Origin of the sequence: Streptomyces amakusaensis, from assembly GCF_039532665.1 — a bacterium.
GTDB lineage: Bacteria > Actinomycetota > Actinomycetes > Streptomycetales > Streptomycetaceae > Streptomyces > Streptomyces amakusaensis.
Genome location: NZ_BAAASB010000049.1, coordinates 1 through 12710, shown reverse-complemented (window position 1 = coordinate 12710; position 12710 = coordinate 1). Strand labels below are relative to the sequence as shown.

12 protein-coding genes are annotated in these 12710 nt (G+C 72.4%); 7 read left to right on the top strand and 5 right to left on the bottom strand.

The annotated features are described in order from the left end of the window. Positions 1 to 3: 3 nt before the first annotated feature. Complete coding sequence (locus ABD371_RS35465; protein WP_344486806.1) at positions 4 to 396, bottom strand: hypothetical protein; 393 nt, start codon at positions 394 to 396, stop codon at positions 4 to 6. Between the two features lie 112 nt (positions 397 to 508). Between ABD371_RS35465 and ABD371_RS35460 the strand changes: the two genes are divergently transcribed. Both ABD371_RS35460 and ABD371_RS35455 read left to right on the top strand, forming a co-directional pair. Further along, a complete protein-coding gene (locus ABD371_RS35460) occupies positions 509 to 1186 on the top strand; it encodes a plasmid partition protein (RefSeq protein ID WP_344486803.1) in 678 nt (225 codons plus the stop codon). 2 nt (positions 1187 to 1188) lie between these two features. Then, positions 1189 to 2082: a hypothetical protein gene (locus ABD371_RS35455; protein WP_344486800.1), complete on the top strand. Its 894-nt coding sequence runs from the start codon at positions 1189 to 1191 to the stop codon at positions 2080 to 2082. A 558-nt stretch (positions 2083 to 2640) separates the two neighbouring features. On the opposite strand, the gene ABD371_RS35450 is transcribed toward ABD371_RS35455, so the two are convergent. From ABD371_RS35450 to ABD371_RS35435, 4 genes are all read right to left on the bottom strand, one after another. Continuing rightward, positions 2641 to 2820, bottom strand: coding sequence for a hypothetical protein (locus ABD371_RS35450; RefSeq protein ID WP_344486797.1), 180 nt, complete (start codon positions 2818 to 2820; stop codon positions 2641 to 2643). 1924 nt (positions 2821 to 4744) lie between these two features. Further along, a complete protein-coding gene (locus tag ABD371_RS35445) occupies positions 4745 to 6097 on the bottom strand; it encodes an AAA family ATPase (protein ID WP_344486794.1) in 1353 nt (450 codons plus the stop codon). Beyond that, complete coding sequence (locus ABD371_RS35440) at positions 6097 to 7152, bottom strand: hypothetical protein (protein WP_344486791.1); 1056 nt, start codon at positions 7150 to 7152, stop codon at positions 6097 to 6099. The genes ABD371_RS35445 and ABD371_RS35440 overlap by 1 nt, the downstream gene beginning before the upstream one ends. Before the next feature lie 212 nt (positions 7153 to 7364). Further along, a complete protein-coding gene (locus ABD371_RS35435; RefSeq protein WP_344486788.1) occupies positions 7365 to 8099 on the bottom strand; it encodes a GntR family transcriptional regulator in 735 nt (244 codons plus the stop codon). 253 nt (positions 8100 to 8352) lie between these two features. Here ABD371_RS35435 and ABD371_RS35430 point away from each other — a divergent pair, with 253 nt between their 5' ends. From ABD371_RS35430 to ABD371_RS35410, 5 genes are all read left to right on the top strand, one after another. After that, complete coding sequence (locus ABD371_RS35430; RefSeq protein ID WP_344486785.1) at positions 8353 to 9408, top strand: sigma-70 family RNA polymerase sigma factor; 1056 nt, start codon at positions 8353 to 8355, stop codon at positions 9406 to 9408. Beyond that, on the top strand, positions 9405 to 10340 hold the full coding sequence (locus ABD371_RS35425) for a hypothetical protein (RefSeq protein ID WP_344486782.1): 936 nt from the start codon (positions 9405 to 9407) through the stop codon (positions 10338 to 10340). The genes ABD371_RS35430 and ABD371_RS35425 overlap by 4 nt, the downstream gene beginning before the upstream one ends. Beyond that, complete coding sequence (locus ABD371_RS35420; RefSeq protein WP_344486779.1) at positions 10337 to 10621, top strand: HNH endonuclease; 285 nt, start codon at positions 10337 to 10339, stop codon at positions 10619 to 10621. The genes ABD371_RS35425 and ABD371_RS35420 overlap by 4 nt, the downstream gene beginning before the upstream one ends. Before the next feature lie 388 nt (positions 10622 to 11009). Beyond that, a complete protein-coding gene (locus tag ABD371_RS35415; protein WP_344486776.1) occupies positions 11010 to 11177 on the top strand; it encodes a hypothetical protein in 168 nt (55 codons plus the stop codon). Between the two features lie 78 nt (positions 11178 to 11255). Continuing rightward, positions 11256 to 12653: a DUF2637 domain-containing protein gene (locus ABD371_RS35410; protein ID WP_344486773.1), complete on the top strand. Its 1398-nt coding sequence runs from the start codon at positions 11256 to 11258 to the stop codon at positions 12651 to 12653. Positions 12654 to 12710 lie beyond the last annotated feature (57 nt).

Here is a 12710-nt window from a genome sequence, read left to right as displayed (position 1 = left end):
GATTCACGTCTGAGGGAGTTTTGATTCCATTGATGATTTCACTTTGTTGACCGTTGTCGCGGACCTTCCGGCGAATTTTCCGATGCGACGCTGGGTCCAGTCCTGGGTGAGGCCGTAGAGGATGCGGGCGTGCGCCTGGGCATCGGTGAGCAGCTCGGGCGGGCGGCCGGGCCCGCACTCAGCGGGCAGATCGAGCAGGTTCGGGTCCTGTGCGGTGCTGCGGGGTTGAGGGAGGTCTGCTGGTGGTTCGACGGTGATGTCCGGGGCGACGTGCTCGGGTCGGAGCCCGAGGCGGATGTGGACCAGGGCGAGGTCGGCGAGTGCGCGGGCGGCTTCGGGGCGGTCGTGGTCCAGGGCTTCGAAGGCGTGCCGGGTGAATTCGCGGGCGGTCGCCATGTCGTCTGCACCCGGTTCGGGCGGCTGGGTGTCCATGCCGGGCCTAACGAGTCCGGTTCCTCCCGGATGCCGGGCGGGTCGGGGCTGGTTCCGGGTCCGTAGGGTGGCGCACATGCTGATTGCCAGCCTGAAGCCCAGGACCATGGGCGGTACGACGAACACGGGCCTGTTGGCCTATGCCCTGTCACGGGCTGGCCACCCCGTGACCTGCTACGACGCGGACGAGTCGCTGCAACTGTCCGCGTGGGCGCGAGACGCCGGGGACTTCCCGTGCAAGGTGCACGTGGCGGACACCCCGGCGTTCGCCGAGGTCATCTATCCCGAGATGGATCACGACCGGGTGAACGTGGTGGATGCCGGGCACGCCGAGAACCACCCGGACATCGTGGACTCGATACTGGAAGTTGTGGATCTCGTGATCCTGACGCTGTCGCCCACGCAGCCGGACTATGACCGGCTGACCAAGCCCGAGCGGGGGACGGCGCTCGCCAAGGTGATCAAGCGGTCCGCCGCGCTGCGCGAGAGCGGGCAGCCGCCGGCGACCTACGTGCTGTTGAACCGCTGCCAGGCCGGGGCGGCGAGCCCGAAGAAGTACGCGGACCTCCTGCGGAACGGGGGCGAGAAGGGCACCGACCCGCGCTGGACGGTTCTGTCCACCCAGATCCCGAGGCGGGAGGGCATCGCGTCCGCGGTCGGCTTCCCCTGCGACAAGCCGGAGCGGAAGAAGCCGTACGACGCGCTGGTGACGGAGCTGACCGAGCGCGGTCACCTGCCCGGGGCGAAGGGATGAGCGTGGCCGACGACAAGGCCGTCGAGCGGCGGGACCGGGCGCGCGCCTTCGTGCCCGAGCTGATCCCCGAGCCGCAGGATCTGGACCGGACCGGGCCGCTGGACGCGAAGGAGCAGCAGCAGCTCGACCGGATCCATGCCGCCCGCGACCACCACCAGGCCGCGAAGTGGATGCGGGGCAAGGCCCTCGATGCCGCGTTCCGCCGGAGCCTGTTCCGGGGCGAGGACGGGCAGCGGACCCGGCAGGAGTACCTCGATGCCGAGTGGGACGGCATCAGTGAGTCCGCCGCCTACCGCGAGATCGGCGAGTGGCCGCTGGCCAAGACGATCTCCGACGCGTGCGAGCGCCCGGCCCCGGACTCCCACGTCCGCGCCCTGGTCGACGTCGCCGAGAAGCAGGGCCACGAATCGGTGGCCCACTGGTACGCCGAGCTGCGACGGCACGGCCAGCAGCTCGGACACCGGGTGACCGCCGACGTGGTCGCCAACCTCGCGGACTTCCTGCGCGAGGGCACCGAGCCGGAGCGCCTGGAGGCGCTGTTCGTCCCCCGCCAGCTCCCGCCCGCCACCGCCAAACCGCGCAAGCCCGCCGCCCCGGCCGGGCCCGCCGAGAGCGGGGCCGGCGGACCGGTCACCGGCACGGTCGTCGCCCACGGCCAGGACCGCCGGGACGGCTCATTCCCAAATTTGGGAATGAGCGGCGCCAGCGGATCCGGCCCGGCCAGGGACACCGGACCGTGGGTGCTGAGCGCGGACCACACCGCTCGGCTCAGCGCCTGGGTCATGGACGGAGCGAACGCGGCCGGGATCAGTCCCGAGCGCGCTGCCGATCTGCTCGTGGAAGCCCTCACCGAGGAGACTTTCCAGCACTGGATCGGCACCCGCGCCTGGACGTAGCGCACCCCGATTCGGCTACAGAAAGTAGCGGCGAGGCGAGGCGAGGCCAGGCCAGGCAGACGGAAAACCCCTTGACCACCCGTCCACAGGGGGTCTGTGGACGGTGGTCAAGGGGATTCGGGGTCACCTCGCCTAGCCTGGCCTCGCCTCGCCGCTACTTTCCGTGATCGGGTTCCGGGGCGGTCGGCGGGTCCGGCGGCGCGGCCTGGTGGTCCGTACCGCCGCCGGACCCGAGCCGCCGCCGGACCCCCGGCGGAACAGCCGGCCCGCCCGCGGGGAGTTCCACCCAGGCCGCGTCGGCGGCGCGCTCTGCGGCGGTCCGGGCCCGCGGATCGCGGACGGGAGGATCCGGCAGGGCGGTACCGGCACCGAGGGAACGTCGTCTCGTCACCCCGCAGATGCTGCCACCGCAGCAGCGTCCCGGGCCGGGCCGATTCGGTCCTGTCTCGCATGCGGGACACCTGGGCCTGGCCGCCCTACACGCGTACGCGTGCACGCGTGTGTCGGCCCCGCCGGATTCACGGGCAACACGGTGATGATGAACATGAACCGGGCGGGTCACCGGGTCAGGATCACGCCGACCAGCGCCGCGAACAGCGCACCGGCGGTGAGCCCGGCCGTGAGCGGCGAGCCGATCGCCGGGCGCCGGTGCACGGCGTAGGCGGTACCGCCGACGATCAGCAGACCGGCCACCGCCAGGAGCAGGGCCACCAGGATCGAGAGCGTGGACGTGGACATGCGGGTTCCCCCTTCGTCGGGCGTGCCGGACGGCACGCGGAGCGCGGAGCATTGAGGACCGTCACCGCTTGCGTCGCGCCCTGGACGGACGGACAGCGCAGAGGGTTGGTGCGGTGGTCCGCACTCTGGACGCCCGGGGGGTTAGACCCGCAACCCGCCGGCCCCGGCCGGATCACCCGGCCGGAAGTTCACCGCCTCGCGCGTGCGCGACACGCGCGCGCCTTGGGGCCCGGCCGGAGCACCCGGCCCGGCCGGTGAGGAAGAACAACAGCGACGGCTTCCTTCCCTCCTTCCTTCCCGTGGGAAAAGACCCGCTCACGGCCCCCCGGGGAGCGAGAGCGGGCCTTTTCGGCGCGGGAAGGAAGGAGGGAAGGAAACGGCAGCTGCCCCCCGCGAGCACCCCGGACGCGGGGCCCGGCGGGGCCGGCTGCACGGCGGCCCGGGAGGAGGTTGCCCTACGACTTGCTCTACGACTTGCCCTACGAGTGGCCGTACAAGTTGCCCTACGACTTGCTCTACAAGTTGCCCCGGCACCCGGCACCGGCCGGACGGACACGCAGCTCACGGCGTTGGTCAAGGGGGCACGGCCCGGCCGACTACTTCCCCACAGAGGGTTCTGGGCAAAGCCGGACCCGTACCGCCGTCCGACGCGGCCCCCTTCCGGGCAGCGCCCATCGCCGCCGGGCCACGCCACCCCGGCCGTGCAAATGCTGCGCCAGGGCCCCTGGCACGAGGAAACCCGGGGGAGGGCGCGGTGATCGGATCGATCGGCTTTCCCTGGTCACGATCGGCTTCCCCATCGGCTCCCGATCGGCGCTGATCGGATCCGCGGTGCCGATCAGCGCCGATCAACCGCCGATGCCCGCCGATCAGAATCCGATCAGCCCGGCCCCTCTCTCCGGCCTCGGCTCTCTCGTGTGCACGCGAGTGCACGGGCACGTGTGCACGCCAAACGCGCGCGACCCCGCCGACCCCGCCGGGGACCACCCCGGCCGGACCCGGGGCCGGCTCTCTCCCGGACCGGCCGCCGCCGGGCTTCTCCCCACCCGGACGCGGGGACGCGGCGCGGCCGGGTCGGCGGACGGGCGCGCGCCCCGGCGCCTCGCGTGTGGGCGGGCGCGGCACGGGCGACACGCGATACGCGCGGCACGCGTTGGACCGCCTCCGGGTCACTCCGGCCGGGCCGGGCCGGAGTTCACCGCCTCGCACGCGCGCGGCCCACGCGCGCGTGTTGGCCCGCCGGATTCACACGCCCGGCCGGTGATGAACATGAACATGAACCGGGCGAACCCGGCCCGCCGGGCGCGGCGTGCTGGAACGCCCCACACGTGCGCGTGACGCGCACGTGTGAGACCCCCGGCGACCGGCCGCATCCCTGGATTGACGTCGGCTTGAACGCGGTCTTCACCAGCCCGGACCCGGGGCCGGCGGACAACGACCGGCGCCTGCCTCTCAGCTCACAGGAGAACCCTTGCACCTGGGAAACAAGGGGGTCAACCTCCCAGCCTCACAGGGCAAAACGGGGCAGACTGCCCGCCTGCCTCCCAGCCCCGGGGCGCCTCCCAGGGCGCTTCGCAAGGCGCCTTCCAGGGCGTGCCACAGGGTGCTTTGCAGGGTGCCCCGCAAGGCGCTCCACCTACCCCCGGGCCGGACCCTGGCCATGGGGTCCGATCTGCGCGGTCAAGGGGCGGTACCGCGGCCCGGCCGGGCCGACTACTTCCCCACAGAGGGCCTGGGCGAAGCCGGACCCGTCCCGGCGTCCGACGCGGCCCCGGGCCCGACTCGCCCCCACCCCGGACCGGCTGACAACCCGTGAGGCCCTGTGCGGCGATCTCCGGGCCGAACGAACCCCGTCCCGCCCGGAGAGACCCGGGCGGGACGGAAGAGCGGGAGAGGCGCCGCCAGGCGCGTTCCCGGGATGGTCTCAGTCGATCTGCACGTCATCCCAGAACTGCTGCTCCGGGATCAGGCCCGCCGCCACCGCCTGCTCCTCGGTGAGCGTCGCCACCACGATCGGCTCGTTGCCCGTGTGTTGGACCGCCATCCACGGCCACGTCGCGCCCTCACAGACCCGCTCCGGCCACGACCGCTCCGACCGCGCCCCGCGCCACGGCGTCCAGTCATGGAGCCGCAGCTCCGCCGCCCCCGGCTCACCCGTCACCGGCGCCAGCCCGAACCCGAACTCCGGCCACCGCAACCACAGCGAGCTGCCGATCGGGCGCAGATCCCGGCGGCCCATCGACGCGTGCGGCGAGTGCGCCTCGATCAGCAGCGCCGCACCGTCCGACGCCACCCGCACCGCCTCCAGCGCGCTCATCAGCGCCCGCGCCGCGTCCTCTGCCCCCTCACCGCTCCGGGGCGCGGCCAGCTTGTAGATCGGGCCGATCACGATCAGATCGGGCCGCTCCGCCTCCACCAGCCGCAGCAGCCGGGCCCGGTCGGCAGGCCGGGACAGGTCGATGCCCTCCGGCCGGATCACCGCCCGCAGCGCCCCCCGCTCCACCGGTGCACCCTCCTCGGCCGCCGCCGCGTGCATCCGCGCCAGCCACGGCCGGACCTGGTCGCGGGAGTTCTCCACGTCCACGATCAGCGCCTTCACCGGCCGGATACGGGCGCGCTTCCACGGATGGAGCCCCGCCGCCGCCCGCACCGCGATCTGACGCAGCAGCAGCGACTTCCCGCCGCCCTCACCACCAGTGAGAATCAGCCGGTCCCACCGCGCCAACACCCCTGGGATCACCCAGTCCGGCTCCGCGTCCGCTTCCGCGATCAGGTCCAGCAGATCCACCGGCGCCTCATCCCCCGCCCCCGCGCCCTGGTCCCGCACCCCCCGCATTGCTTCCACGGCCATCTCCGCCGCCTCGGCCGCCGTGCCCTCCCGCCGCTGAGCCGCCGTCACCGTCCGCACCCCGGCCGCCAGCAGCGCCCGCCACCGCGCCGCTTCCCGGATGATCCCGGCGTAGTGCAGCGCGTGCCCGGCCGTGGGCACCGCGTCGTGGAGCTGGTGGATCCGCACCGGCCCGCCGTGCCGCTCCAGCGTCCCCGCCGCCCGCAGCGCGGCCGTCACCGTGATCGGGTCACACGCCCGACCCCCCGCCCGCAGCCCGCACAGCACATCCCACAGCTCACCCTGGCGCGGTTCCCGGAAGTCGGACGGCTCCAGCGCGTCCACCAGATCCGGCACCAGGTCGTCCACCCCGTCCCGCAGCAGCGTTCCCAGGACCGCGTCCTCCGCCGCCGTCAGCTCCGCCAGCTCCGCCGTCTCCTCGTTGCCCATCACAGACCCGTCCCCCGCTCCAGCAACCGCGCCCGCAGCGCGGCAATCTGCTCCGGCGTCGCCCGGGGCGCCTCACCCGGCACCCCCCCACCACCGCCGACCGGGGCCGGCCGCTGCTGGGGGTGGTTCACATGCCGCGCCAGATCCACCCACCCGTGCGCGGGCATCTCCGCCGCCCGCGCCGCCAGCCACTCCACCGACCGCCCCGCCGCCAGCAGCGCCACCGCCTGCTCTCGGAACACCCGCCGCGTGCCGTTCACCATCCGGTACCCCGCCGCCCGCTCGTACGCGTCCACCACCACACCAGCCAGATCCACACCAGCAGCCGGAGGCAGCGGTGAGGGTGTCCCCGGCGCAGCCGCCTCTCTCTCTGGTTCGGCACCCGAGTCACCTCCGGCACTAGAGAGAGAGTTTTCAACAACAGTCTCTTCCTTAATAAGAGCCCCCCCCTGAGCGGTCCCCGCTCGACCGGCCCGTCGGTTAGGGCGGGCCGGTCGCTGTTCCGTGTTTTCGCAGGTGGGACCGACACCCCCCATCAGCGGGGCCGGTCGCTGTTCCGTGTTTTCGCAGGTGGGACCGACACCCCCCATCAGCGGGGCCGGTCGAACCGTCCGAGCCAGGCCGGTGTTCTTCGGGTCCAGATGCTTCGGCTCGACCCGGTAGTTCTTGACGTTCTTCCTGGTCAGGACCTCTCGGACCATCTCCGCTACGTCCTCGGCGGAGAAGGCCAGAGAGTCCACGCTGAACTCCGTGTACCAGGTGCCGCCCCGCTTGACGACGAGCTTGCCGTTGTCGTCCTCGACCGTCTCCGTCGTCGCCCGCTGAATCTTGATCTTGACCACGAACGCGGCCTCAACCAACGCGCGCATCGCCCCGGACAGGGCCTTCTCGCCCTCGTCGTACTTCTCAGTCAGGGTCTCCACGGTGACGTGCTCGCCGTCCTGCGCCCTGATCAGTCGGGTGAGCAGCCCCACCGCAAGGATCGAGGGCAGGCAGTCGATTGCCTCGTTGTCGACCGATGCAAACCGGCGCGGCCGACTCATTCGCTTCTTCACAGCGCCACCCCCACCCGCTGCTGACCTGCGAAAACGCGGCCTACTGGTGCGGTGGCGCTGTTCTTGCGTACGCTCAAGGGAGCGCACCTCCTTGATGGGGAGTCGAGTGCTTCTCCTCCCGGGCCGTGAACCCGGGCGGACGTTCAGGCCCCGCCGATGGCGGGGCCTGTTGCGTTGCCGGGCCATGCTCTCGCATGGCCCGGCAACGCCGATCAGCCGCGCCGCCGGTGGTGGGTCCAGCGGCCCGCTGGCGCCACGGACTCTCCGACTTCAAGCACGTCGCCGGATGCGTCGTAGTAAACGTTCCTGCCGATGCTGACAGGTGACCCAATGGGAATTCCGAGATCGGCTGCCTGTTCTTCTGTTGCGGGTGCAGCAGTTGATACTTCTTCGGAATCTACGCTGCGTCGACCGATAGCTGATTCGATTGCATTCGGAGTTCCACCGGGAATCCGAACGGTTTCCAGCAAAGCAGGAACTGATTCGGCGAGATCGCCAGAGAACCACGAAATAGAAGCACTGACCGGGCCGTCCTCGTTGTGCGTAACCCGTGCCCGCTTGATTGCTTGTCCGCCCTCTTCGGTGCCAAGGAGATCGGCGACCCAGTCCGGCGGTGTTGCCAATTCCGCCGACTTGATTACGGCGTATTCATTCTCCGGGTAGATCTTGCCCAAGCGCAGCGCCCGGTCGAGGCGATCTGCTGCCGAGTGGTGCAGGGTGCGCCGCGCGCGCACCACCGTGCCAACGCCCACGACGGACTCGGCGAGTCCATCGGCCCGCAGCACAGCCAGCGCGCGCATGGCTGTGGCCTGCGCAATCTGCCACTGGTTTGCGATCTCCCGGACGGAGGGGAGCCGGTCCCCTTCCGTGAGTTCGCCGTCAACGATGCGACGGCGCAGTTCTGCCACTACCTGGAGGTAGGGCGGTGTGCGGTCGACCTCTGGCATGACCGGACTCCTGTTCGTGAGTGGTTGGTCTGCTAGTGCACTTCAGAGCGTACCTCTTGACCTGCGTGGTGTGCTAGTGCACCATGCGCATGGGTCGTCGTTAGGAAGCGGCGGCGCCCGGCCGGGATGTGGAGTCCCGGCCGGGCTGGTGGGACCAGGGATGTGGAGTCCCTGGCCCCGGGCGGTGGCCAGGGATGTGGAGTCCTCGGCCGCTGTCGAACCGATCAATCCGTGGCGGACGAAGGGGTTCGACGTGTCGATTGTGGCTGAGCGTGTGGCGGGAGTGGGAGCGGCGTCCCGGCCGGTGTGGGCCGGGTTGGCGGAGGAGATCGAGCGGCAGGAGCGGGAGAACGAGGGCGAGGGGCCGACGTACGAGCCGGATGAGCCGGAGGGCCGGCTGGGTGATCGGGTGGGGGGTCTGTTCGTTCTGCACCATGACCGTCTGGTGCGGCATGTGGCGTGGCGGCTGGGTGTGGAGCGGGCGGGGCTGGCTGAGGATCTGGTGCAGCAGATGTGGGTGGAGCTGCTGCGTCGTCCGGCCGTGATGGAGACGTGGGCCGGTCCGGATGAGTCGTTCTTCGGGTTGCTGGCGTACCGGGCGCGGCAGGCGCTGTACGCGTACTGGGGGGTGCGCCGGAACTCGAACGAGCAGCCGCTGGGTGCGGGGCGGGCGGGGGATGAGCGGTCGGTGGCGGAGCGGCTGGACGTGCTGGCGGGTCCGGGGCCGGATGCCACGGTGTGCGCGGTGCTGGAGCTGCTCGACCCGGGGACGGACGCCGACGAGGGGGTGTGGTCGGCGTGCTGGGACCAGGCGCTGGGGGCGCTTCCGGCACGGCAGCGGGAGGTGGTGGAGCTGCGGTGCGTCGAGGGGATGACCACGTACGCGATCGCGGCCCGGCTGGGGATCAGCCAGCCGAATGTCATGCACCACCTCGGCGCGGCGTTGGCGGTGCTGAGGGATCCGGCGGAGGTTCGGGCGCGGCTGGAGCGGCGGGAGCGGGTCCGGCTGCCGCAGGGGTGGGAGCGGGTGGTGGGGCGTCTCCCGGCCGGGCAGGGAGAGGTGGTGCGGCTGCGGGTGTCCGGGTGGTCGCATGGGCGGATCGGTGAGCGGCTGGGGGTCTCCCGGGCCACGGTCCAGAACTGGGAGAACGCGGCCGCGCGGTCGCTGCGGGAGATGGTGGCCGATCAGCGGCTGGACCCGGTCACTGCCGCCCCTGTGGCTCCGGCTGGGCGCGTGTGCGCGGCGCGGTGCGCGGGCGGCTGCTACCTGCGCGGTTCCGCCCCGGCCGGGACGGAGGCCGGAGCGTGAGCGCCCCGGCGGTGGAGCGGCCGTTGAGTGTGAAGGCGCAGCGCAAGCTGCGTGGTGCGGCGATCCGGGGGAACGGGCCTGGTGGCCGGGTGCTGGGGCGGGGCGAGGACCTGCCGGTGTCGGTGTCGGCGTCGGCGCGGATGGGCGTCCTGTACGCGGAGTACGGGGCGGGGCTGGTGCACTACGCGCGGCGGAAGCTGCTGAACCACGGGGCCCCGGCCGGGGTGGCGGTGCACCTGGCGGAGGAGATCGCGCAGGAGGCGTGGGTGGAGATCGCCCGGACCGGTGCGAAGGATCTGCTGGCGCCGGACGCGGGGACGCGGTACTCGGCGGATGAGACGCGGTGGATGCTGTGGCGCCGGGTGAAGGACCGGATCCTGGCGCACTACAAGCGGTCCGCTTCGTACGAGACGGCGGTCGACTGGGACGACAAGCAGACGTGCGCGGTCCTGTGCCCGCTGCTGGAAGAGGCGCTGTCGGAGCGCTGCCAGTTGGGGGCGCTGACGGGCCCGATGGCGCGGATGGTGGCGGCGCTGCCGGAGGCGGAGCGCGAGGCGCTGCTGACCCTGGCCTACGCCGTGCCGCTCGACCAGGCCCGCCAGTTGCTGGCCGACCTGGGAGCGGTGGGCAAGCCGGAGAAGCTGGTGGCCCGCGCGGTGCTGCTGCTGCTGATCGACAACCCCGAGTTGTCGGGCCCGCGCACGCCGCTGGCGGATCTTGAGGAGTGGGAGCGCGCGGCGCTGCACCGCGTGAGCTGGGCGCAGCGGCAGCTGCTGCTGCGGCTGGACGACTTCCCGCGTCAGGCCCTGCTGCTGCACCTGGTCGACGGGCTGACCAGCCCGCGGATCGCTGAGCGCCTGGGCGTCCCGCGCGGACGGGTCCTCTCGGTGGTCTCCGGCTGCGCCGCGCTGGTGGCGGAGGTGGCGTCGTGAGTGCGCCGAACGCGCGGCGTCGGCGGGAGATCCGGGCGGAGCTGGCGGAGCGGGACGGGGCGCGGTGCTGGTACTGCGCCACTCCGGCCGGGCCGGACGCGCTGACGATCGATCACCTGATCCCGCAGTCCCGGCTGCGGACGTGGCTGCTGGCGGCGCTGGTGCTGGCGTGCGCGCCGTGCAACGAGGCCAAGGCCGACACCCTGCCGCAGGCCCTGCTGCGCCCGGCCCCCGGACGCTTCGGCCCCGGGCTCGTTCCGGCGGGAGCCCCGGCGGCGTGACGGCTGCCTGTCCACCCCGGGCGATCACGCCGGGGGCGGGCGGGGAGCCGGGCACCCTGCCCGGCCCGCAGAAACCAGAGGAGACCGAAATGGCCCAGGACTACGAGGTGACCGTCGAGCGCGCGGAGGAGACCGACGTCCCCGCCGACGCTCCCGTCATCGACGCCGTGGTCGTCAGCCCGCAGGAGCCGCAGGCCCGGTGACGGCTGCCTGTCCGCCCCCGGCATGGTTACTCCTTACCTACTTCCCTCCCGGAAAAGCCTGCTCACGGCCCTGTACGGGGCCGGATCGGGGTCTTTCCCGGGAGGAAGTGAGTAGGGAGTAACCACCGGCGTCGGGGGTGGGCGGGGAGCCGGGCACCCGGCCCGGCCCAGGAAGGAACGCTCTCGTGTTCGCGAAGAAGAAGCCCGGTGTCGTCTACCCGCCGTACGTCACGTTCCCCCGGAAGCCCGGGGAGCCCCGGCCGGTGGGGCAGCCGCCGCGCACCACCCGCTCGAAGCCGGCCCCGGCGGACCGGCCGGTGAAGCGGATCGGGTTCCGCGCCCCGCAGAAGTAGCGATCGAGCGGGGCCGGGCGGAGGTGAATTCCGCCCGGCCCCGCGATGCCAGTGCAGCACAACTGATGGAGAAAGAGCATGAGTAGGAAGAAGTTGGAGGCCGCGGGCCCGCCGGGGTCGGCCGCGCGGATGCGGGTCGAGCTGGTGGCCGCGGACCAGTTCATCTCGTTCATGACGTGGGGCGTGGCGGCCGGGATGATCGTCTGGTCGATGCTGAACGCCACCCCGTACGTCCGCGAGCACCTGGCCCCCGGCTGGGAGAACACCGCGTTCGTGCTCCCGCTGATGGTCGACCTGGCGTTCGTCGGGGCGCTGCGCGCGGACGAGATCGCGTCCCGGTACGGGATCAGCGGTGGCCGGTGGGCGGCGGCGCTGCGCCTGTTCACGGGCGCGGCGAGCGTGTTCCTCAACGTCGGCAGCAGCGCCGAGAAACACGACTGGACCGGGGTGGCGCAGCACCTGGTGGCGCCCGTGGTCCTGGTCCTGGTCGCGGAGGCCGGCCCCGCCTACCGGCGCCGGCTGACCGCCCGCCTGGAGGAGACGGAGCTGGAGGAAGCCGCCAAGGCCACCGCCGCGCGCCAGGTCGAGGAACAGGAAGCCGAGCGTCGGCGCCGCCAGCAGCGCGAGGAAGAGGAGCGGCGCCGCCAGCAACAGCGCGACGACGCGGACCGCAAGGCCGCCCAGGAGCGCGCCGACTCCGACCGCGAACGTCGGCAGCGCCGGGACGACGAACTGTTCGCCCTGGACCTGGAGGAGAAGCGCGAGTCCGCCCGCGCAGCCCGCGCCGCAGCCCACAACCGGGCTGACGGCACGACGGCACACCGTCACGACGGCACGACGGCACCCGTCCCCGCCCCGCAGCCACGCCCGGCGGCCGGTGCGCCCGTGGCGACGGGGCACGCCCCGGCCGCACCGGTACGTGTACCTGTCGCGCTTGTCGCGTCCACGCCCCACACAGGGGTTCCGGCCCCGCAGGCCCGCACTGGAGCCGACAACCGCCCGGCGGTCGCGCCCACGGCCGACCCCGGCGCGACAGCAGCCGACAACCCCACCACCGCCCCCGTACCGCCCCGGACGGACCGCAGCGCAGCATTTGCACGGGTGGCCGAACCGGCCGCCGCAGCGCCCCGCCAGCCCGCCCCGGCGGCCGTCTCCGCAGCCGCGACGAACCCGGCCCGCGTGACCGCCCGCGTGGACGAGCGCCAGGAGGACGAGGCCGCGACCCCGGCTCATTCCCAAATTTGGGAACGGCCCGCACCCGTCCCGGCCGCCGGCCCCGTCAAGGACTGGGACCTCCCCGGCCTCCCCGCCGACTGCGCCCCCGGCCGCAAGCCCGATCTGCTCACCGAGACCCAGGCCCATGCTCGTATCCGCTATGGCCACGCCAATGGATGGGCCCAGCGCCGCGTTGCCACATTCGCGGGGCGCTCGCCTTCTACGGTCCACAAGCACATGAAGGCGCTCGACGTTCAATAGTGAAAGGGAAAGCGGTGGTCCCGAATCCGATCCAATGGATTCGGGACCACCGCTTTT